The 21,697-nt window shown below is 55.7% G+C and carries 12 protein-coding genes; 3 read left to right on the top strand and 9 right to left on the bottom strand.

Going from position 1 to position 21,697, the window contains the following annotated elements; translation table 11 throughout:
* The 3 genes from BXP70_RS00560 (at position 1) to BXP70_RS00550 (ending at position 2,798) form a co-directional block, all read left to right on the top strand.
* Positions 1–741: a (Fe-S)-binding protein gene (locus tag BXP70_RS00560; RefSeq protein WP_086592070.1), complete on the top strand. Its 741-nt coding sequence runs from the start codon at positions 1–3 to the stop codon at positions 739–741.
* A gap of 120 nt (positions 742–861) precedes the next feature.
* Positions 862–2,232 carry a lactate utilization protein B gene (locus BXP70_RS00555; protein ID WP_086592069.1) on the top strand — a complete coding sequence of 457 codons (1,371 nt, stop codon included), beginning with the start codon at positions 862–864 and terminating at the stop codon, positions 2,230–2,232.
* A gap of 2 nt (positions 2,233–2,234) precedes the next feature.
* Positions 2,235–2,798, top strand: coding sequence for a LutC/YkgG family protein (locus BXP70_RS00550; protein ID WP_086592068.1), 564 nt, complete (start codon positions 2,235–2,237; stop codon positions 2,796–2,798).
* Positions 2,799–2,918: 120 nt separating this feature from the next.
* Here the strand turns inward: BXP70_RS00550 and BXP70_RS00545 are convergent, their stop codons facing one another.
* From BXP70_RS00545 to BXP70_RS00500, 9 genes are all read right to left on the bottom strand, one after another.
* Entirely contained in the window at positions 2,919–4,328 is a 1,410-nt protein-coding gene (locus tag BXP70_RS00545) for a glycoside hydrolase family 28 protein (RefSeq protein WP_086592561.1), read from the bottom strand.
* Between the two features lie 191 nt (positions 4,329–4,519).
* The gene (locus BXP70_RS00540; RefSeq protein ID WP_086592067.1) at positions 4,520–6,049 is read right to left on the bottom strand and encodes a RagB/SusD family nutrient uptake outer membrane protein; all 1,530 of its coding nucleotides are present in this window, start codon (positions 6,047–6,049) and stop codon (positions 4,520–4,522) included.
* A 33-nt stretch (positions 6,050–6,082) separates the two neighbouring features.
* Complete coding sequence (locus tag BXP70_RS00535; protein ID WP_086592066.1) at positions 6,083–9,208, bottom strand: SusC/RagA family TonB-linked outer membrane protein; 3,126 nt, start codon at positions 9,206–9,208, stop codon at positions 6,083–6,085.
* A 429-nt stretch (positions 9,209–9,637) separates the two neighbouring features.
* Positions 9,638–11,566 (bottom strand): RagB/SusD family nutrient uptake outer membrane protein, encoded by a 1,929-nt coding sequence (locus BXP70_RS00530; protein ID WP_086592065.1) that lies wholly within the window; start codon positions 11,564–11,566, stop codon positions 9,638–9,640.
* A 30-nt stretch (positions 11,567–11,596) separates the two neighbouring features.
* Positions 11,597–14,713 carry a SusC/RagA family TonB-linked outer membrane protein gene (locus BXP70_RS00525; RefSeq protein WP_086592064.1) on the bottom strand — a complete coding sequence of 1,039 codons (3,117 nt, stop codon included), beginning with the start codon at positions 14,711–14,713 and terminating at the stop codon, positions 11,597–11,599.
* Between the two features lie 301 nt (positions 14,714–15,014).
* Positions 15,015–15,329, bottom strand: coding sequence for an L-rhamnose mutarotase (rhaM, locus tag BXP70_RS00520; RefSeq protein ID WP_086592063.1), 315 nt, complete (start codon positions 15,327–15,329; stop codon positions 15,015–15,017).
* 391 nt (positions 15,330–15,720) lie between these two features.
* Positions 15,721–17,274, bottom strand: a complete 1,554-nt coding sequence (locus BXP70_RS00510) for a sialate O-acetylesterase (RefSeq protein WP_086592061.1) — start codon at positions 17,272–17,274, stop codon at positions 15,721–15,723.
* A gap of 152 nt (positions 17,275–17,426) precedes the next feature.
* Positions 17,427–20,282, bottom strand: coding sequence for a glycosyl hydrolase (locus BXP70_RS00505; protein ID WP_086592060.1), 2,856 nt, complete (start codon positions 20,280–20,282; stop codon positions 17,427–17,429).
* A 240-nt stretch (positions 20,283–20,522) separates the two neighbouring features.
* Positions 20,523–21,677, bottom strand: coding sequence for a glycoside hydrolase family 88/105 protein (locus BXP70_RS00500; RefSeq protein WP_086592059.1), 1,155 nt, complete (start codon positions 21,675–21,677; stop codon positions 20,523–20,525).
* Between the last annotated feature and the right edge of the window lie 20 nt (positions 21,678–21,697).

The following is a 21,697-nucleotide window of genomic DNA, read 5'->3' as shown; positions in this document are numbered from 1 at the left end:
ATGAAAGTAGGGCTGTTTATTCCTTGTTACGTCGATCAGTTTTATCCGCAGGTGGGCATTGCGACCCTTCAATTGCTGGAAAAGTTAGGCGTGAAGGCTGATTTTCCCAAGCAGCAAACCTGCTGTGGCCAGCCAATGGCTAACAGCGGTTGCGAGCAAGATGCCATTCCGGTGTACCACAATTTCGTCGATACCTTCCAGGACTACGACTATGTGGTAGGCCCTGCGGGTAGCTGCGTGTACCACGTGCGCAAGCACTTCAACATCATCGAGCAAACCCCAAAAGTGGAACACGTGCGCGAGAACACGCGCGAATTGTTCGACTTCATTATCAACGTGCTAGGTATCACCGAGATTCCGGGCTCGTTTCCGCACAAAGTGGGCTTGCACCTGAGCTGTCACGGGCAGCGCGGCTTGCATCAGGCCAACGAGTCGGAGATGACGCCCGTGCGCGACGGCCAGCTGAAGCGCTTATTGACCTCGATGAAAGGCCTAGAATTTACCGAACTCGACCGTAACGACGAGTGTTGCGGATTTGGCGGCACGTTCTGTGTATCCGAAGCTGGCATTTCGGCCCGCATGGGGCAGGATCGGGTGAAGGACCATGTGCGCAACGGTACGCAGGTGCTTACCGGCGGCGATATGTCGTGCCTGATGCACTTGGAGGGCGTGATTCGCCGCGGAAAGCTGCCGATCAAAGTGATGCACGCGGCCGAAATCCTAAACGGAGCAATCCTATAAAGTTGAGTTCTGAGTGTCGAAGGTCGGATGAAGAATAGCGGATGGTCCTGATTCGGGATTCGCCACTAGAAGTTCATTCAATCCGCAACAGTCAATCCTCAAACACGCAACACTTCCACCATGAGCCATTCCCAACGTTCCGATATCTTTCTGCTCGATGCCGACCGTACTACGTGGCACGACGAAACGCTCTGGTTTGTGCGTCAGAAGCGCGACAAAGCGGTGTACGCCTTGCCCGAGTTTCAGGACTTGCGCGAGCTAGCTTCGCAGATCAAAAACCACACGCTCAGTAAATTGGACTTCTATCTCGCACAATTCGAGGAAGCCGCCAAGCGCAACGGCGTGCAGGTGCACTGGGCCGCCGATGCTGCTGAGCATAATAGCATTGTGCTTGGGCTCATCAAAAAGCATGGCGCTACCCGCGTGGTAAAAAGCAAGTCGATGCTGACGGAAGAGTGCCACTTGAACCCGCATCTGATCAAGAACGGGATTGAGGTGATTGACACTGACCTAGGCGAGCGGATCATTCAGATGCGGGAGGAAGCACCTAGCCACGTGGTGTTGCCCGCTATTCACCTGAAGAAGGAAGATGTGGGCGACACGTTTCACATTCACCTAGGTACCGCCAAGGGCAACAACGACCCACAACAGCTCACGGAAGCGGCTCGTCAACACTTACGCGAGAAATTTCTGGCTGGGGAAGTCGCTATTTCGGGCGTCAACTTTGCCATTGCCGAAACCGGAAGCGTTGTGGTATGCACCAATGAAGGCAACGCGGACCTAGGGGTAAACCTAGCCAAAGTGCACATTGCCTGCATGGGCATGGAAAAGTTGATTCCGCGCCTGTCGGACCTCAGCGTGTTCACGCGCGTGCTTACGCGCAGCGCTACCGGTCAGCCGGTTACCACGTACACGTCGCACTTCACTAAGCCCGCGCCAGGCAAAGAAATGCACATTGTGATTGTGGATAACGGCCGCACCAAGCAACTAGGTCGCCCTGATTTCCGGGCTTCGCTGAAGTGCATTCGGTGCGGGGCCTGTATGAATACCTGCCCGGTGTACCGGCGCAGCGGCGGCCACAGCTACGACTTCACCATCCCTGGCCCAATTGGCGCCATCTTGTCGCCTAATATCGACATGCGCAAGCACGCGTCGCTGCCGTTTGCCTCCACGTTGTGTGGCTCTTGCACAGACGTGTGCCCCGTGAAGATTGACATTCACACGCAACTGTATAAGTGGCGGCAAGTGCTGGCTGCGGAAGGAGAGATACCGGCGAGCAAGAAGTGGAGCATGCGCCTGCTAAGCAGCGTTTTATCTAGGCCCGGAATGTACGGGCTAGGTGGAAAAGTGGCGCGCCAAGGCTTGCGCTTCCTGCCACACGGCCTCACTCACGCCAAAGGCTATAATCCTTGGGCTATTGCCCGCGAATTGCCCGAGCCACCGAAGCAGAGCTTCCGTGAGTGGTACGCCCAACAACAGAAAAACAGTTAGGTATGAGTTCGCGCGAAAAAATAATGGCTGCGGTGAAGGCTAATCAGCCAGAAGAAGTACCGTTGCCCGATGTACCTGCCTTCACTGGCGACGGCTCGCTGGAGAAGTTTATCACGATTCTGGAAGGTATTGGCGGTAAGGTAGTACCTATTCGTGGCGTCACCCACTTGGAGGTAGTGGTGCAGGAGCTCTTTCCAACCGACTATCGTATTGCCTCCACGATGATGGCGTCGAATGTTCCTGTAGATTCTCAAACACCCATCGAAGTGTTAGCGGCCGTCGACCTAGCCGTGCTGCGCGGTGAGTTCGGCGTGGCAGAAAACGGCACAATCTGGCTGCCGGAAGTGAACATGCTGAACCGCGCCTTACCGATGATTACGCAACACCTCGTGCTGGTGCTCGACCATGAACAGATTGTGCCGACCATGCACCAAGCGTATGCAAGGCTAGGTTCGGTGGGCGACTACGGTATTTTCCTCGCCGGGCCATCCAAGACGGCCGACATTGAACAATCACTGGTGATTGGCGCCCATGGTGCCCGTAGTCTCACGGTGCTGTTGGTGTAGTCCTTAGCTTATGACCTCATCCTACACAAGCACAGGATGAAGTCATAAGCCTGTTAACCAAAAAGGAGAAGCTACTCTACTATAGAGCAGCTTCTCCTTTTTTGGTTAACAGGCTTGTCACTATTGTTTTATGTCTTTGCTGTTCTGGACTTCTAAAGCCGCTTGGTCAGCAGCTTTGATATTTACATTCTTAAGTGTCCAATCCTTGGCATAGCTGATGCTACCGGCTTTGGCAGCAGCTATAGCTAGGTCTTCGAAAGTAAAGTTTTCAAGGATAGAGTTCTCTAACCCAGCTGCTCGAATACCTGCTTTGGCATTTTGAACTTTCAGGCGTGCGACGCGCACGTTGCGGTAGTGAGGCAGGCCACGCTCAGGCTCCACTTTCATCAGCATGGCTTTCCAGTGGGCAGGCAACGTCTCTTGGGTGTAGCCAGCGGGTAGCTCCGAGTAGCTGTAGCTAGGATTCCAGTTCATTTCTATGGCTACAGCTGAGCCGACCCCGTCCATTTCCACATCTTCAAATGCAATGTCCTCCACAGTGCCGCCACGCGTGAGCGCCGACTTGATGCGCAAACCGGCTGAGGTACCTTTGGCTTTGAGGTTATGAGCGAAGACGTGGCGAATACCGCCTGAGGTTTCGCTGCCGCAGGTCAGAAGGCCGGCACCGGCTCCCGCCACACAGTCGCGGATAACCACGTATTCGGTGGGGCGGTTCACGCGCAAGCCGTCCCAGTCGCGGCCCGCTTTCAGGCAGAAGTTGTCGTCGTTGCAGTCAATGTCGCAGTTCTGCACCAACACATAAGAGCTAGAGTCGATATCGATGCCATCGGTGCTAGGTCCGTGGCCGCCAATGTTGTTACGGATGGTGAGCCCGTCGGCCGTCACGTTTTTGGAGTAGAGGATGTGCACGGTCCAGAAGCCGGAGCGCTGCAGGGTAATGCCTTTTAACGTTACGTTGCTGGCATTGGACACTAGCAGGGTGCGGGGGCGCTTGGCATCATAGTCTACAATCCAGCGCAAGCCTTTGGCTTCGTACTGTTTGCGCAAGGCCCAGTAGGAATCCCAGAATACCTTCCCTTGTCCATCGACGGTGCCTTGGCCAGTAATAGCCACATTGTCCTGGTCCAGGACGTTGAGTAAGGCGGCGGGCCACTTCATTTCGATTCCTGCTACGCGGGTCTGTATTTCGGGATAGTCTTTCAGGTCTTGGCTGCCTAGGAGCGTGACGCCTTTGTCGAGCTGAAGCGTAACGCCCTTTTTCAAGAACAGCGAACCAGTGACGTACTGGCCTGGGGCGAATGTGACGACGCCTCCCTTTTTGGCAGCAGCGTCAATGGCCTCCTGAATAGCTTTCGTGTTCAGCGTTTTGCCGTCGCCGACGGCCTTGTACTTGGCCACTGGGAAGGTAGTCTTAACGGCCGGGGTGGTTTTGGCGCCTACTTGTTTTATCCAAGCCGGCGCATCAGTGGGCTGAGCGAAGGTGCTGAGCCAGGTGAGGAAGGAGAGCAAAAAGGAAAAAAGCAGAGACATGAATCGGATGGCTGAAAAGAGAAAACGAACGGGCAGTTCCTGGAACTGCCCGTTAAATGGCATGCGCAAGCTGTGCTATGGTTTATGTTGTAAGCTCACTACCTAAGGCTTTGGCGCCGTGCGGTTAAATAAGTATGCCCTAAAAGCAACGGACAGCTTCTAGAAGCTGTCCGTTGTTGATTTAATAATTGTTAGTTATAGCCAGGGTTCTGTTCCCAGAAGCCTGGATTGATGCGTAGCTCTTGCAACGGAATGGGGAAGAGCAGATCATGTTCATCCAGCTTTCTGATAGAAATGCCCTCGAGTGCCTTGATGTTCTGAATAGTCTCCAGCGCACGACCAGTGCGGACGAGGTCGAACCAACGCTGGCCCTCGGCGGCAAACTCCCAGCGGCGCTCCTGCAACATAGCAGCTTGGAATGCTTCCTTGTTCATCGGACCTAGGGCTGGCAACGGGGCCGATGGTGGCGTCGCACCATTCACGCCAGCACGGGTGTGAATGCGGTTCAGAAGGGTCAAGGCCATAGCCGGAGCTGGGGCTCCAGCGCCCACTTCTTCATTGAGTACTTCCGCATACATCAGGACCACGTCCTCGAAGCGAATGATTGGAAAGTTATTGGAGTAGTCGCGGTTGTTCGTCGGGGCTGTTGTGCCTTTTTCCAGGAACTTAGTGAACTGCGGACGACCTGTTCGAGCACCCGTCGTAGGGTTTACAATCACGGAATCGTAGGTAGCGGCTTTGCGGGCATCGCGCTTCGGCCACCCGGCTCCCATCAGATCGGGGCTAACTAGCACGTCGTTGCCGGCGGCGGCGTACGGCGACCAGAAGGCGGGGAAGTTGTTGCCTTGTTCAAAAGGAATGGGGCTACCTAGGGTACCGCCAGACACGTACTGCACCTCAAAAACACTGTACTTATTGTCGTTGATTGTCTTGAACAAGTCGCCGTAGATAGGAGCAATAGCGCCGGCGGAACCTTCTCGGGCGTACACATCAGCTAGCTGTTGCTTGGCTTTGGGCAGGGCAGAGGCGTCTTTCAGCGGATAGCCATACATGGTCAGATATACCTTGCCCAGCAGCGCCTTGGCGGCCCACTTGGTAGCGCGTCCTCTTTCGGCGGCGGCATAAGTTTCTGGCAGGTTGTCCGCGGCGAAAGAGAGGTCGTCGACGATAAATTTGTAGACGTCAGCAATTGGGGAACGAGGAACCTTCTTCGCTTCCTCGACGCCATACACCTTATCGACAATAGGAAGGGCACCCCAGTAACGAACGGCGTCGAAATAAGCGAGGGCGCGCAAGAAGCGCGCTTCTGCCTTGAACTGGTTCACGCGGGTAAACGAGAAAGGTTGAATTTTCTCCAGCAGGATGTTGGACCGGTACACGATCTGAAACAGGTCGGTCCAGGTAGACTGAATCTGGCTGGTCTGAGAGCTAGCTGCGAAGTTGCTGACGTCGCTATAGTCGCGCTGTATGGCCAGAATACCAATCTGAATATTGTCGGAACGGGTTTCCGACATGTACCAGTTGGAGGTTACGGGCAACGACATGATGCCGTTGTAAATGGCAATTACGCCTTGGTTGACATCTGTTTCATCTTTGTAGAAGCTGTCGCTGGTATTATTGGCAACAGGATCAATATCGAGAATGTCTTCTTTGCAAGAGGCAGTAAGTAAGCTGCCTAGGCCCAGTACGGCAGCGTATGCGAGAAGCTTAAATGATTTCATTGGGAGTGCTAATTAGGAAGTTGCGCCGGAGGCTCACAGGGTCAGGTTGAAGCCAATGGTGTAGGTACGCGCCTGCGGATACCCACCATAGTCACCGCCGTCAGTGTTCACTGCCTCAGGCGTAAAGCCACCCGTATAGTTGTGCCAGATGTAGGCATTCTCTACCGACAAGTACACGCGGGCCCGATCATAGAAACCTGCTCTAGGCAGATTGTAGCCCAGCTGGATATTCTTGATACGGATGTAGTTGGAGCTATACAGCCAGCGCGTGTTGTAGTAAGCTCCTGAGGAAGTAAGGCCAGGCGTCATACCGTCGCCGGGGTCCTCTTCCGACTTCCAGCGGTGCTCCCATTTCGCGAGCTTGTTGTAGAGGTAGCCCATACCGCCCGTATCGATAGAGCGACCGATCAAGGAATATACTTGACCACCGGCCTGCGCGTTGGTCAGGATATTCAGATCGAAGTTTCCGAAGGTGAAGTTGTTGGTGATACCGAAGATGAATTTCGGCTGTGGGTTGCCCATCAACGTACGGTCGTCGCTGGTAATAACTCCGTCGCCGTTCACGTCCCGGTACCGGCTGTCGCCCACTTTGCTGGTAGACATTTTCGGAATAGTCGGGTCGTCAATCTCAGCTTGCGTTTTGTACACTCCGATTGCATCATAAAGCAGGAAGGAATACAAGGGCTGACCTACCTGAAGGATTTGGGTCTGGCTTTGGAAACCTGCTGGAACCGGCGTGTTGTCGATACCGAGTCGTAGTACCTTGTTTCGGTTATAGGAAGCATTGAACGAGGTGCTCCACTTAAGGCGTCCGACCAGGTTTTGCGTGTTCAAACCAAGCTCAACGCCTTGGTTGCGAAGGTCACCTAGGTTCTGAAGGCTGTTGCTGAAGCCTGTGATGGCCAATACGGGCACCGTGTAAAGCAAGTCGGTAGTCTTCTTATCGTAGGCATCAGCTGTTACCTGAATGCGACCATTCAGCACACTGAAGTCGAAGCCCACGTTGAAGCTTTTCGTCTGTTCCCACCCGAGGAGAGGGTTGGGGAAGTTGCCAGGAGCATAGCCATTTACGGGCGCGCCTGTGATGCCTAGGGGGTAGTTGCTAGGCGTTAGGGTTGAGTATTGAGCATTGTCACCGATGCGGTTATTACCCGTCACACCCCAGCTGCCGCGCAGTTTCAGGTCGGAGATAAAGGTCACCCCTTGCATGAAGTTCTCACCCGATACACGCCAGCCTGCCGAGAAGGCGGGGAAGTAACCAAACTGCCGGTCCCGACCGAACTTCGATGAGCCATCACGCCGTAGGCTGGCTGCAAACAGATATTTCTCTTTGTAGTCGTACTGAACGCGGCCAAAGTACGAGAGCAAAACCGTCTTGTTAGGAGCCGTAACGTTGGAGCGGGTTACGTTGGAGTTAGCAAAGTCAAACAAGTAAGTCCAGTCGTTTGGGAGCTTGTTGTTTTGCTGTGCAGACCGCTTTTCCTGCGTCTGTTCGACGGAGTAACCTAGGATGGCGTTAATGTTATGATCGCCAAACTTTCTAGCGTAGTTGAAAACGCCTTGGAAAAGATAGCGCGTACCGAACGTCTGGTTGACACTAGAGGTGCTGCCTGCCCCCGGTGCATAGCTAGCCCAGTCCCGAATGCTGTTGGTGGGGTAGTACTGCTGATCGAGGTAGTAGTTGTTGTCCATCGCGCCTAGCAGCTGGAGCTGTAGGTTCTTCACGAGGTCGATGTTCAGACCCATGTTGGCGTTCAGGCGGGTGCGTGTGCCATCCACCTGGCTGCGCTCCATCACGGCGATGGGGCTAACGTAACGGCCCGACCAAGCATACGGGTTGTAGGGTTGGGCACCAACCAAGATGCCAGCCTTCAGAGGCGCAACTGGCGGCATCTGAATGGCATTCATGGCTTGGTTGTCCTTGCCATCTACCCGGCCTAGGCCCGACCATTCCATGGAAGGGGCCAGCGTCATGGTCAGCTTAACGCCTTTCCGAATCTTGGCGTCGAAGTTGGCGCGCATGGTAGCCCGCTGGATGCCCGTGCCGACGAAGATGCCCTTCTGATCGAGATAAGAGGCATTCACGTTGTAGTTGAAGTCGTCGGTTCCACCCGAAACTCCTACCTGGTACTGCTGGATGATAGCTTTCCGCAACGCCTCCTTTTGCCAGTCAATGTAGGCTAGGCTGTCGGACCCGTACTGCCATAGCGGGTCATACATGTAGGTGGTATTAGGGTTGCTCAGCGTGGTACCTAGCTCTGAGGCCCGGTAGCTCATGGGGTCAGAGGCTTTGTAGGGCTTGTTGACCCCCGTGCCTTTGCCGCGGTTTACCCACGCCTCGTCGATGCCTTCCTTGCGCTGCTGAATCCACTGCTCCGGTGACATCACATCGATGCGCCGCTCTACTGTTTGCAAACCGGTAAAGCCGGAGAACTGCAATTTGGCTTTGCCTTTCTTGCCACGCTTGGTCGTCACGATAACAACGCCGTTGGAACCGCGCGAACCATAGATAGCCGCAGAGGCAGCATCTTTTAGTACCTCAATGTTAGCAACGTCGGTGGGGTTGATGCCGCGCAGGTTATCCACGGGCACACCATCTACCACGTACAGCGGCTCGTTGGAGGCGTTGATGGAGCCTGTGCCCCGCACCCGGATCTGGAGGTCCTGGCCAGGCTCACCCGATTGCGTTTGCACGTACACGCCCGGCATTTGGCCTGCAAGAGCATTCTCAATGCGGTTTACGGGGCGCTCCTCTATTTCCTTGGCTGTTACGCCAGTAATGGCACCGGTTACGTTGCCCGCTTTTTGGGTGCCGTAGCCTACTACCACTACTTCGTCCAAGGCTTTGGTGTCGGCACCTAGGGTGACGTTTATCTCAGATTTGCCGTTGATCGGCACTTCTTTCGTGAGATAACCCACAAACGAGAACACCAGCGTGCCAGTACGATTGGGTATGTCTAGGGTGAAGGTGCCGTCGGGACCAGTGCCGGCCCCAACGGTAGTACCTTTCAGCACGACGGTCACGCCAGGCAAGCCGTCCTTCGAGTCAGCAGCCGTTACTTTGCCGGTAACTGCTTGCGCTAACACAGCCTGAGCCGACAGCAGAAAAGTTGCTGCCAGCACCGTCGGCCGAGTTAGATTAAGTACAGTTTGTTCCATATCTAAAAAGTGTGTTTTAAATTATTTATTTCGTGGTGGGACAATGCCAACGTTTTCGGATGATGTTGCAGAATATTCGCAAACGTTTGCAAGCTGAAGCTTAAAAAAACACTCAAGTCAAAAGATCATATAAGGAAGAAGCAGGAAGGTAAATAGACACCGCGTCAGGCAGATAAGCGGAGCAGGTGTGCATTGGCAGAAAGGAAGTTAAGTACTAAATCGTTTAATAATTTATTAAATATAAGATAGGACACATCCCAGGGCCTTCCCGCACCCTCCTGCCTTCTTAATAATATTAGCTTAGCTATATAGATGGGCGCTGGCTAGCTAGTATTTGGGGCGAAAGACCATCGAGTATAGACATACAAAAAAGGCTGAGCCACTTTTCGTAGCTCAGCCTTTTATTGCAAAATAATACTAGCTAATTGCCTAGTAGCCGGGGTTCTGCTCGGCTTGGCGTTCGTCAGAGGTTAAGGGCTTACCATCCCGGAATACGCGCTCCAAGTGCTGCTGCGGAATAGGCCGTAGCTTGTGAAACGGCTGGATGTTCTTCGCATCGGGGTTGTGGTAAGGCGCGCGAAGCAGCACGGTTTCGGTGCGCACTAGGTCTTCCCAGCGGTACAGCTCCCCGAGTAGCTCGCGGGTGCGCTCGTTCAGGATGAAGTGGATGAAGCGGTCCTTTTCAGAGCTTACCGACGCTGGATACATCTCGGCCGGGTCGTTGGTGCTGAACTTGGCCGTGGTTATCTGCAAGGCTGGGTAGGTGCTGCCGGCGTCGTTCTTGTTGCCGCCTTCCACTTTCCAGAACTGCGAAGGTTTGGCCTCCCCAGCTTTGTAGGCCGCGCGTTGGCGCAGGGTGTTGATGTACGTCACGGCCTTGGCGTAGTCGCCTTTGCGGCCGTAGGCTTCGGCTGCAATCAGGTAGGTTTCACCTAGGCGAGCTAGGATACCATCACGCGTGCCGCGGGTTTCGTTCACGTTCGCCCGGAATGGGTCGAGGAACTTGACGAGCGAGGGGAAACGGCTACGTACGCCTACGTCGCCGGTAGGCGAGTAGTAAGAAGCCAGCGCCCCCGAAGCCGTACGGTAGTAGCGCGCCGCAATCAAATAGCGCGACTTAGTAATCTGAGCATTCGTCAAAGCCGTCTGGGGCGTGTTCACGATGATGTACATCGCTGTGTCACCAATAGCGAACTTGGGCTGACCAACCTGCGCGGGCGTTGGAGCATCGGCAGCGGTCCACTTCGGAATGCTGGAGGCCGTATTGGAGTAGTACGCCGTTTTGATGCTCTTGTAGAAGCGCGAGTCGTTCTTCCGGTCGAAGATGTCCATGGCGTAGTTCGTGGGCATCAAGCGGCGATAAGGACGGCCACCGGCTACGTCGCGGGTCATGCCGGGCACGTTCACGTCGTACTGAATCGAGTAGTACAGGTGCATGGTGTTGCCGAGCGAGCCAGCTAGGGTTAGCACGTTGTTGAACTGCGAGGCAAAGATGATTTCCTTGCTGGTCTGCGCGGCGCGGCTGTTGCTGTAGTTGCTGATGTCCCAGAGCTTGCCGAAGTCGGTTTCCAGCTGAAACGTACCCGCGTTAATCACTTGGTCAGCATAGTAAGCGGCACTGTCTATGTCGGTAGGCTGCTGGCCGCGTACGTCGGTCACGGCGCTACCACGAGTGAGGTACACTTTCGCTAAAAAGTGCTGGGCCGCGCCGCGTGTAGCCCGGCCAAACTCAGTGTTGGTCGGCGTTAGGTTAGCGGCGGCAAAACGTAAGTCGGAGACGATCGTGCGGTAGATGGTTGGTACGTCGGTGCGCGGAAACTCCAGCTGCACGCCTTCACTCGACTTCAGCACCAGTGGAATAGCGCCGAACTGTTGCACCAACTGAAAGTAATAAAGCCCACGTAGGAAGCGCAGCTCCGCCATGCGCTGCGTTTTTTGCACGTCCGTGGCTAGGGTGGTCGTGCCGGCTATTTTCGGAATGAGCTCCAGGCCGGTGTTGCAGCGGTTAATGCCCTGGTAGCACCGCGACCAGAAGTCATTCTCGAAGTTGTCGATGCCGTTGTTTGGGTTCAGGCGGGCGTCGTAGGTGTTGTAGTACACGAAGTTGACTTGGTCGCCGTGCGTGAATTCGTCGGTGCCGAAGTTGAACAGCGTGTAGCCCTGCTCGCCCTCAAACTTGGCCCGAGTGGGTTCGTAAGCTGATTTTACGAGGTCTTGTAAGCCTTGCTCGGTGTTGTAGTAGTCGTAGGTAAGCGTCGAAACGAGCTCCTCGTTCAGGTAATCTTTGCAAGCCGAAAGGCCTAGGCCTGCTAGCGTAAATAGCGCCGCCAGCCAGGTTTTTGTATGTCTTTTCATCATGATTGCTGGAAGAAAAAGCGAGCCTTATGATCAGAATCCAACGCGCAAGCCTACTACTAGGCTTTTCACACTGAGGCTGTTATCAGAAACGGTACGCGTGTTTGGGTCCGTGATTTCCGGATCGAAATTCTTGACCTTGGTGAAGAGGAAGGGGTTCACCACGTTCACGTAGGCGCTCAGGTTCTGGCCTTTGAATTTCTCAACGATGGCCTTCGGGAAAGTGTAGTTCAGGGAGATGCTACGCACCTTCACGAAGCTAGCCGAGATGAAGCGGCGGGCATCCCCATAGAGGGCAATGTCGGCGCTCTTATCAGGACGAGGGTAGTCGTTGCTGGGATTAGAAAGCGTCCAGTAATTCACGTCGTTGGCCTGATAGCGGCCACCGAGGCCGGGGCGGAAGTTCAGGTTCGTCATCTGGCCCACCCGCGCATACACCAGGAACGACAGGTCGAAGCCGGCGTAGGAGAAGGTGTTGTTCACACTGCCCGACCACTTCGGCACCGTCGAACCTAAGATGGTCTGGTCCTGCGCGTTGATCTTACCATCGTTGTTGATGTCAGCCACCTTGATCTGGCCCGGCTTCTGACCGTAGCTCGTAGCGAGGTCGGCTTCGTTCGTTTGCCAGATGCCCTGGAACTTGTAGTTGTAGTACACGTTGATCGGCTGCCCGATAAACCAGCGGTTCCCCACGTCATCTTGCGCGCCCGACGACAGCTTCACGAACTCTTCCTTGTTCTTGGTGAAAATGAAATCGGTGCCCCAGCGGAACTTCGAGCTTTCGATGTTGCGGGTCGACAGGGCTACTTCGATACCCGTATTGCGGGTGTCGCCGATGTTCTGCAGGATGGTGCCAAAGCCCGAAGAAGTTGGGATGGCGCGAGGCAGCAGCAAGTCAAACGTGTGGGCGCGGTACACATCTACCGAGCCGCTAATGCGGTTTTGGAAGAAGCCGAAGTCAACACCTAGGTTAACAGTCGAGGTCTTTTCCCAGCTCAGATCAGGGTTCTTCAAAGCCGTAGGAGCATAGCCGTAGGCGGGCGTTTCGTCCCACACGTAAGCTGTCTGACCTAGGTTACCACCCGTCAGGTACGGGTCAACCGACGACTGGCCCACTACGCCGTAGCCGGCGCGCAGCTTCAGCTCCGTAAGTTGGTTAACATCTTTCAGGAAGGATTCTTCCTGAAGCTTCCAGGCTAGGGCAAACGAGGGAAAGAATGCCCACTTGTTGCCGGGCGCCAACACCGACGAACCGTCGTAGCGGCCCGAGGCGGTCAGCACGTAACGGTCTTTGAAGCTGTAGTTGATGCGACCCATCCACGATTGTAAGCGGCGCTTAGAAAAGGAACTGCCGAACGTTTCGGGGCTGCTGTTGTAGCTCGAACCTAGGTTGTACCACTTCTGGCTGTCGTAGGGTAGGTTTGATGCGGTGATGAAGGATCGTTCGCTGCGGTCCTGCTGAGCGCTTTCCAGCACCGTAACGCCTAGGCTGTGGTTGCCAAACTGCTTGTCGTAAAAGAGCAGGTTTTCCACTACATAGGTGAAGTTCTGGTTCTGGTCGTTGCGACCCCACGAGGTGCCACCCTGCCGGTTCGACGACCGCGCTGCCTGGAACTCGCCACTCCGTCTGTTGCGGAAGTCAGGTCCTACGTTGATGCGGAAGCGCAAGCCGGGGGCTAGCTTCGCCTCGGCGTAGAAGCTGCCAAAGAAGCGTGTCGTGCGTCGCTCATCAAATACCAACTCAGGATCCAGAATGGGGTTCACAATGTTCACGTCGGCGCCGGGCAGGAAAATGGGGTTGCCGCTGGGGTCGTAGGGCACCGAGATGGGCAGCTGGTTGACCATCTTACCATAATAGTCGGTGCCGAAGTTCTGTAGGTTCAGGTTGGCGTTGGTCGAGCCGCCCACCGAAATGATGTTATTGACCTTGTAGTCGAGGGTCATACGGGCCGTGTAGCGCGAGAAATCCTGGCTGATCTGCACGCCCCGCTGTTTGAGGTAGCCAATCGAGATGGAGGCCCGCAGCTTGTCGGTGCCGCCGCTGGCGCTGATCTGGTGGCTTTGCGTGATGCCCGTGCGCAACGCTAGGTCGCCCCAGTTGGTCGTGCGCACTTTGCTGTTGTCGTAAACCGGAATTTCGGTAACGTTGGCGCCATAGAGAGCCTTTTCCTCATCCGTGGTCGGACGCGTAGCTACTACCCGGTTCGCACGGTCGGTCCAGGTATAAGCGTCGGCAATGCCTTCCCAGGTATAAGGATCGGTGCCGAAGATGGCGTAGTCGGTTACTGGGTTAGGGTAAAGGGTAGGGTAGGAGCCTGAGGTGCGGTTGGCTTCGCGACGATACTCGGCAAACTGCGGTCCGGTAAGCACATCGGCTTTCACCAACGGCTTGTCGAAGCTCATGTACGTATTGTAGTTGATCGTGAACTTGCCTTCCTTGCCGCGGTTGGTCGTGATCAGCACCACGCCGTTTGCGCCGCGTGAGCCGTAAATGGCCGTGGCTGAAGCATCTTTCAGCACCTCTATCGAGGCAATATCCTGGGGGTTGAAGTCATTCAAACCCGTGCCTTCCGCCAGCGGAATACCGTCTACCACGTACAGCGGGTCGTTGGAAGCCTGCACCGAGCGGTTGCCGCGGATGCGAATGGCAGGCGATTCACCGGGCCGGAAACTGCCCCCGCTAATATCAACCCCCGACGCCCGGCCTTGCAGGGCCTGGGTGATGTTGGTCGTCGGCACCTGCTGCAACTGCTCCGCCGACACCGAAGCGAGGGAGCCGGTTACGTCGCTCTTCTTCTGCGTGCCATAGCCCACCACTACCACTTCATCCAAGGCCTTGGTATCCTGTCCAAGGGCTACATCCACCGTACTCTTGCCATCAATGGCCACTTCCTTCGTGACATAGCCTACAAAGGAAAAGACCAGCGTGCCAGTGCGGTTGGGTACCTCCAGCGAAAAGCTACCGTCAGCATTTGTGCCTGTTCCGTTGCTGGTGCCTTTTACCACCACTGTTACGCCGGGCAGGGGCTCTTTGGTCTCGCTCGTGGTTACTCTGCCAGTAACCGTCTGGGCCCAGACCTGCTGCGTAAATAGCAGCACGGCGGTTAGGGCCAAGCACTGCCGCCATACATGGGTAATACTGTTCCTCATAGAAAAATAAGTTAGGGTGAGATGAAGACGGTGAGTGCGCTTCGCAAACGATTGCGCCTCGTGCGGAATGAAAGAGCGAAAAAGGCAATTGAGTTAGGACTCGCATGACCAATAGCCACTTATCGGTCATGCGAGAACAAAAGCCTCAGTAAATGCTCCTCAAATAGCAGCAAAGCAAGAGTGCCCTCCTTCCCGTACTCTCCTGCACCTAAAAAACTTGTTATTAATCATATACAAAAACAGCCCGGCAATTGCCGGGCTGTTACGCAAAGGTTTGCGGAAAGCTAGGGTTACTATGTTGTTAATCTGCGTGAAAAACGGCTTCTAGTGTGGTCGAAACCGGCGAATTATCAGGATTGGTTTCCATGATGTCGGCCATATAAGCCCACCATTTTTTCATAATTGGCAAGCTAGGTAGTTGGTCGATGGTATGGCCTTCCGCGCGCTTCTGTACGGCAAACAGAGTACCGCTGGCACGGTCCAGATAAATAGAATAGTCGCGAATGCCAGCTTCGGTCAGGGTTTGCGAGAGTTCGGGCCAGATTTCGTCGTGGCGGCGTTTGTACTCGGCTTCAAAGCCGGGCTTGAGCTTCATTGTGAAGGCTACTTCTTCCATAGGGCTGGGGTAATGCGTGGAACTGTGCTGGTGCCGAAATAAAAGATATTTCAGCGATGAGTAACTAGATAAAAGTTATTATACCACTGATCAACAGGGTGTAAGCTACCGAGGGTAGCTAGGTTGTTTTTGAATGAATTTAAGCTGGTATGTTTTTGGGAAAGGACCAAGCTCAACATTTACCCGTGCCCAATGAAGCTTGTGCTCCTCCGCATCGCCTTGCTACTATACCTGTTCACCCTCTCCTTTACCGTAGGCAGAATTAGTGCGCTTTTGCGGCTACCGTCGCCCTTGGCTACGCTGGCTGCTGAACGCATAGCTGCTCTCAGAGGTGTTGAAGCCAAGCAGTTGGTTGTGCGGCCTAGGTAATTGCTGCTAGGCAGCGTAGGCCCTACAACTTGCCTTGGGTAGGCGTGCGCCACGTATCAGTGCGGAAAGGAGTAGCCGGCAAGCCGGCAGCGTTATAGAAGTTCGGCTTTGGCACTTCGCGCCAGGCAAAGCGTACGGCCACAGGCTGTTTCACCCGGTCGCTCCACACCACCACCGATTTGCCCTCAATTTTGGCTTGGGCAGGCACGAACACGCTATCAGCGCCAGCAATGGTGAACTGCTTCAGCTCGCTTCCACCTTGCGCTACCAAGCCGCCGGCCATATAGTCGAAAGTCAGGCGAGCCTTACCCTTTTCCATTTTCATATCGTGGTAGACGGGGCCGGAATAAGCTAGGTTTTTCTGGCCGTACTCTTTCGCCAAGGCCCACAAAGCCAAGCGGTGACCAACTACTTCCTTGTTGCGCGGGTGGATGTCGAGTGAATCGCCAGCGTCGGTGATGACGGCCATGCCGGTGTGCGGCACGGTTTGCATGGTGAGGAGTTGGGCTTCGCGTAGCTCCGGGTTGCCGGTGCGGTGCGGTGCAATTTGCACGAAGTAGAAGGGGAGGCTAGGTTGCTGCCACTCGGCGCGCCAACTGGCAATCATAGCCGGGAATAGCTTGCGGTACTGGTAAGCGTGCTCCACATTGCTCTCACCCTGGTACCAGATAACGCCCTTCAGCGTGTAGGGTATCAGCGGGTGAATCATGGCGTTGTAGAGCTTGTAGGGCGACTTGTTGCTGGTGGGGCCTATCAGCTCGCGCGGGGCGGTGAGCGGCGTTTTAGGGTCGGCGACCTTGGCTTGCTTGTAGGCTTCCAGTTGCGTTTTGTAGTCGGCCAGCTTCTGGTCGTAGTTCTGCAACCCTAACTCGTAGCGGGCCAAAATAGGCTGAAGCTCTGGGGCCTTTTCGAGCACGTCCTTGCGCGTCCACGACTCGGCTGGCGTGCCGCCCCAGGTGGAGTTGATGAGCCCAATGGGGTAGTGCGTTTTCTCAAATACTTCTTTGCCAAAGAAATACGCCACGGCCGAAAACTCGCCTACCGTCTGCGGGCTGCACACGGCCCAACTGCCTTGCACGTCCTTTTGCGGTGTGTCGCCCACTTTGTTTTTCACCGTGAACATGCGGATGTTGGGGTAGTTGGCCTTCGGTATGACCTCTTCGGCGTTGATGATGCCGGTGTAGGAGCCGCTGTTCGGCCGCTTGGTCACGGGAAAAACCATGTTCGACTGGCCCGAGCACAGCCACACTTCCCCCAGTAGTACATTGTTGACGGTCAGCTTATTCTTGCCCTCAAAGGTAAGCGTATAGGGTCCGCCGGCCTTTGCGGTGGGCACCCGCACAAGCCAGTTGCCTTGCGCATCAGCGGTGGCTTTGACCGGCGCTTTAGTCCAGCTAGCCGTAACCGTTACGGTTTCGCTCGGGTCGGCCCAGCCCCACAGCGCCACCTCCGATTTCTGCTGAAGCACCATGTTGTCGGTAATCAGCGCGGGCAGCGTGACGTTGGCGAGGGTAGATTGGGCACAACCTAGCAGGCCCAAGAAAAGCAGCTTATGAAAAGAACCTAGGTGCTTCATGAAGAGGGGAAGACGAAGAACGATGTTATTTCTGCAAAGTAGACCGTCATGCTGAGCTGGTCGAAGTATCTCTACCGCAATGGTAATCAAGTTACTTTGACGGTAGAGATGCTTCGACCAGCTCAGCATGACGGTCTGGATTGAAAGCGAAGCTATTGGACCTGTGCGCCGCTTGTAGCGGGCGTCAGGGTTACAGGGCCTAGCAAGCCCGACTCACGTGGCGCCCACTTCTCGGCGGTGAAATTGCCGTCGGCGCCGCGGTTTTGAGGCAAGCGAGCCGACATATTAATGTTGTAGAACTTCTTCCACTCCACGTGATTCTTGTCCATGTCGGCAATGCGGTTAGCCATGGCATTCGACACGCTGATGGTGAGCGTATTGGTGAATTTGAGCTGATTTTTAGGGATGTACACCTGATACACGGGCCCGATCAGGGTGCCCACCTCCTGGCCATTGACCTGCACGCGGGCACTTTCGGCTACTTTACCTAGGTCCAGAACAAAGCCCTCATCCGAGCCGGTGGGCATGGGGAAAGAGGTGGTGTACGTGGCCGTGCCGGAGAACTTCTTCACCGCGTCGCCGCTGAGGTTGGTCCACGAACCTAGGTCTTTAGTCTGCACTTTGGCGGGCAGCTCGGGGCCGCCTTTCACGAAGTTGATGTCCCAGGTGCCCGTGATGGGCTGAGCTGCGCCGGCCGTTTTCAGGTAGGCGTACACGGGGCCGGTTACGGCGGCCGTGTTGGTTTCCAAGATGCACGATTCGCCGGGGGCTAGTTGCACGTACACCTCCGGCGTATTGCCAGCGTTGCGCAGGGCTGCCATGCCTAGCTTTTCGGTCATGGGGTTGTAGAGCGCCACCGATTTGCCGGGCGTTTGGAGCTTCACCCAGCCCTCCACAGCCTTCTCGCCGCGGTTGACCATAAAGTAATAATGGCCTTTCTCGTGGCTGCGGCGCACGTACTGAACGCCTTGGTCGACCATGGTCTCGCGCTTCACGCCAGCGGCGGCGAGTAGCTGGTCTACATCTTTACCAACCAGAATCTTGCCTTTGCCGAGGCTAGCTTGCTGCACACCTTTGCCACCGTCGGCGAATTTCAGCGGGGCCAAAAGCTTCTTCAGCGTCGCGCGGCGAGCCTCCAGATTACCGAGGCCAGGCACGTCCGTGGGAAGTTGGTTTTGCACCACAATGGTGGCGCCGTTCTGAGCTAGGTCCAGCACCCGCTGCAACGTTGCGAGCGGAACCAGGCGCGCGTCGGGCAGCAGGATGGTCTGGTACGTCACGCCGCCGGTGTGCAGGTCGCGGCCCGCACCGGTCACACGTTGGAGCTGCTTGTCGGAAATGAAGTCGAAGCCGTAGCCTTTCTTCAGCATGTCCTCAGTGGTGTTTTCCACCGGCATCCCCTTGAAGCCGTGGTCAATACCGTCGTAGTGCTGAAGCAGAACCTTGCCGCTCGGGTTCGAGAACGAATCGTACATGGGCAGGTATACCAGCACGTCGTTGTTGGGCTTGCCTTGCTGCAAGAAGGATTGGCAGTGCGCCACGTAGGTATTCAGCTTGCCGAAATCCGTCCAGAACGTATTGTTTGGGTTGAAGTGCACGGCCGCGTAAAACAGCCAGCCCGGCCAGGGCGCCGACGCCGGCGAGTAGTTGGTGCCGTGGTAAAACGTGTGGTTCACGCCACCGAGCAGGTAGCGGTCCATCGACAGTTTTACGTCGCTGAGCTTGGAGAGAAAGTGCTCGTTCTCCCACGTCGCCGACTCCGACGAAGCTAGCTTTTTACCAGTCACGTTGGCCGCCGAGGAGGCAAACTTGATGCGCAGCAAGTCGGTGCCTTCCGTCTCGGGGATGTCGGTAACGGCGTACAGGTCAAGGATGTTGGCCGGTGAGCCGTGGGCTTGGTTGCGGATGAGGGCGCCTTGCGTTTTGGCCCAATCGCTCCATACCTTGGTGTAGTTTTCCAGCAGCAGCTCCGAAATCGTTTCGCGGTAGTCGCAGAGCACGCGGTGGTTTTTGTCGTCGGTGTCTTTGCCAAACAGCGCCGGCAAATGCTTGCGCAAGTCGTAGCCGCGGCGCTTCTGAAACTCCGTGAACATGGCCGGGGTCCAGTTGGCCTCGCCCTGGGCGTCGTCTACTTCGTAGGAGTCGTTGAAAAATGCCCGTAGCGCCTTGATGTCGTAGCCTTTGAAAGCCTCATCGAAGCGCTGCAAGTAGTGTTGGGTGGCCGTTTTGGAGAGGTGGTCGACTACGTCGCCCTCACCGCCGGGGCCAGCCCGTTCTACTTGCTTGCCGTGCCACCCCTGGAACACGGCGTACAAGGTCCAGTTGCCAGCCGGCGCGGTCCAGTTCAGCTTGCCATTGGCGTCTACTTTGAGGGTCAAGTCTTGTGTCTCGCCCTTATCGGAGTAGGCCATCAGGGTTTGCAAGGGCAAGGGCTTCTCAAACCGCACCTGGTCCAGGGCTAGGGTCTGCAAGTCCTTGTTCTTCGCCACTGGGTCGACCAGCGTTTTGATGTCAACTTGGTGATTGACAGCCCGAATGACCGGCTTTTGCATGAACGTCACAGCATCTTTGAGCTGCTCGCCACCCTTCACCGAGTAGGTTTCGTAGGCCACGTATTTGCAGGCATCCGTCGGCGTCACCCACGGCCCGCCGAACGGCCAACCCGACGCCTGCGCCATGTCCACACCCATGTCGAGCCGACCCGCTTCTTTCAGCGTGTGCGTGAGCATGCCCATCCACTTCGGCGACAGAAAGTCAATGAATTGATTTTCTGCGCCGTGCACGCCGTATATCGCCGTAATTTCTACGCCACCTAGGCCTGCCTTATTGTATTGCTCCAGCAGGCTGGTCAGGTCTTTCTGATTCACGGCGCTGCCTTCCCACCACCAGCGCGTCCAGGGCTTGGCTTGCTGGGTGATGGTCGGCCACTTCGGCGCTTGCGCCCAGCTAGAGGTGTGGGCGGTAGCGAAACCTAGCAGGATGGGTAGGAGTAGGGTTGATTTTTTCATGTTCTAGTTAATAGTGCCTTCCAAAAGGCCGTCATGCTGAGCTTGCCGAATCATCTCTACCGTTGCGAACCTAGAACGGTGTAGAGACGCAATATTTTGCGTCTTATCGTTGAACGACCTAGGTCGCGCTGTGCATAACAAACAACATCAGCAACGATAAGACGCAAGATATTGCGTCTCTACACTGGGCAATGCAACGGTAAAGATGCGTCGACCAGCTCAGCATGACGTTCTGAAGTGTTACTTCAGCTTATATAACTCACTGCCAGCCAGCAAGAAGCAACCTAGGCCGTAGTCTTGAAAATCGGGCATGTGGTCGTAGCTCACGGGTTGGCCGTCTTTGGGTTCTTTGCCGGTGCCTTGCACGTAGCCAAGGGCGCCGTCGGGGTGCACGCACTCTTTGGCCATGGCGTTCCAGGCTTTCACCACGATGGGTTTGTAGGCATTCTTGTCGAGCAGGCCGTTATTCATGCCCCAGGTCATGCCGTACACGAATAGCGCTGTGCCGCTCAGCTCTTTACCGCCGAAGTGAGTGGGGTCGACGAGGCTCACGTTCCAGTAGCCGTCCTCGCGCTGCAAGGGCGGCAGGGCTTTCATCATGGCCATGTACATCTGCTCGTACTCCTCGCGGTGGGGAGCACCTTTCGGTAGGATTTCTAGGGTGCGCACCATGGCGGCTACCACCCAGCCGTTGCCGCGGCTCCAGTAGCAGTCGTCGCCGTTGGGCTCTTTATAGGGCGGTACGAAGTCTTTGTCGCGCCACCAGAGCTGGTCTTGCGGGTTGTAGAGGCCGCTGCCGCCGTGCGCCGTTTTCGAGTAGTTGTAGATCTGGTACATCTTCTCGAAGTACTTGTCGTCCTTGTACATCACCCCTAGCTTGGCGTACACGGGCATCGCCATTTGCAAGGCGTCAATCCACCACCAATCGTCGATTTTGTCGCTGGTCACCATCAGGTCGATGCTGGCTTTGATGTCGTGGATGCGCTCGGGCTTGGGGTCGATCTGGTAGAGGTCGATGTAGGTTTGACCGGCGCACTGGTCGTCGGCGTTGCGCGTCTCGATGCCTTTGCGCAGGCCCCACTTGTGCTTCTCGCCCCACTCCACAGCGTAGTCGTAGTAGCGCTTCTGCTTGTCGGTTTTGTAGAGCGCCATCAGGCCTTCATAGTACACGCCGCGGGTCCAGATGTTGCTGGGGCGGGCAATGTTGGTCACGATTTCCTTGCCTGGGTCCGGCCACATCTTCATGAAGTAGGCGTTGGTCTTGGTCATCGTTTTGAGGATGGCCTTCGGCTTAGGGAGTTTTTGGGCCTGCGTAGTGACGGCACCTAGGGCCAGGGCGAGTGCCAGGGCGCCGGTGCGAGCGGCTTGGCGGACAAGGAGAGAGCTACTCTTCATTATGGGACTTTGGTGATGAG

Origin of the sequence: Hymenobacter crusticola (genome assembly GCF_002154225.1) — a bacterium.
Taxonomy (GTDB): domain Bacteria; phylum Bacteroidota; class Bacteroidia; order Cytophagales; family Hymenobacteraceae; genus Hymenobacter; species Hymenobacter crusticola.
Note: the sequence above shows the minus strand (reverse complement) of the source record. Positions and strands in the feature narration are given on the sequence as shown.

What these genes read in the sequence shown, in the direction of transcription:
- BXP70_RS00550 (WP_086592068.1), top strand. Translation starts at nt 2,235, where the DNA reads ATGAGTTCGCGCGAAAAAATAATGGCTGCGGTGAAGGCTAATCAGCCA.
- BXP70_RS00555 (WP_086592069.1), top strand. Translation starts at nt 862, where the DNA reads ATGAGCCATTCCCAACGTTCCGATATCTTTCTGCTCGATGCCGACCGT.
- rhaM (WP_086592063.1), bottom strand. Translation starts at nt 15,329, where the DNA reads ATGGAAGAAGTAGCCTTCACAATGAAGCTCAAGCCCGGCTTTGAAGCC.
- BXP70_RS00505 (WP_086592060.1), bottom strand. Translation starts at nt 20,282, where the DNA reads ATGAAAAAATCAACCCTACTCCTACCCATCCTGCTAGGTTTCGCTACC.
- BXP70_RS00535 (WP_086592066.1), bottom strand. Translation starts at nt 9,208, where the DNA reads ATGGAACAAACTGTACTTAATCTAACTCGGCCGACGGTGCTGGCAGCA.
- BXP70_RS00540 (WP_086592067.1), bottom strand. Translation starts at nt 6,049, where the DNA reads ATGAAATCATTTAAGCTTCTCGCATACGCTGCCGTACTGGGCCTAGGC.
- BXP70_RS00510 (WP_086592061.1), bottom strand. Translation starts at nt 17,274, where the DNA reads ATGAAGCACCTAGGTTCTTTTCATAAGCTGCTTTTCTTGGGCCTGCTA.
- BXP70_RS00545 (WP_086592561.1), bottom strand. Translation starts at nt 4,328, where the DNA reads ATGTCTCTGCTTTTTTCCTTTTTGCTCTCCTTCCTCACCTGGCTCAGC.
- BXP70_RS00530 (WP_086592065.1), bottom strand. Translation starts at nt 11,566, where the DNA reads ATGATGAAAAGACATACAAAAACCTGGCTGGCGGCGCTATTTACGCTA.
- BXP70_RS00560 (WP_086592070.1), top strand. Translation starts at nt 1, where the DNA reads ATGAAAGTAGGGCTGTTTATTCCTTGTTACGTCGATCAGTTTTATCCG.
- BXP70_RS00525 (WP_086592064.1), bottom strand. Translation starts at nt 14,713, where the DNA reads ATGAGGAACAGTATTACCCATGTATGGCGGCAGTGCTTGGCCCTAACC.
- BXP70_RS00500 (WP_086592059.1), bottom strand. Translation starts at nt 21,677, where the DNA reads ATGAAGAGTAGCTCTCTCCTTGTCCGCCAAGCCGCTCGCACCGGCGCC.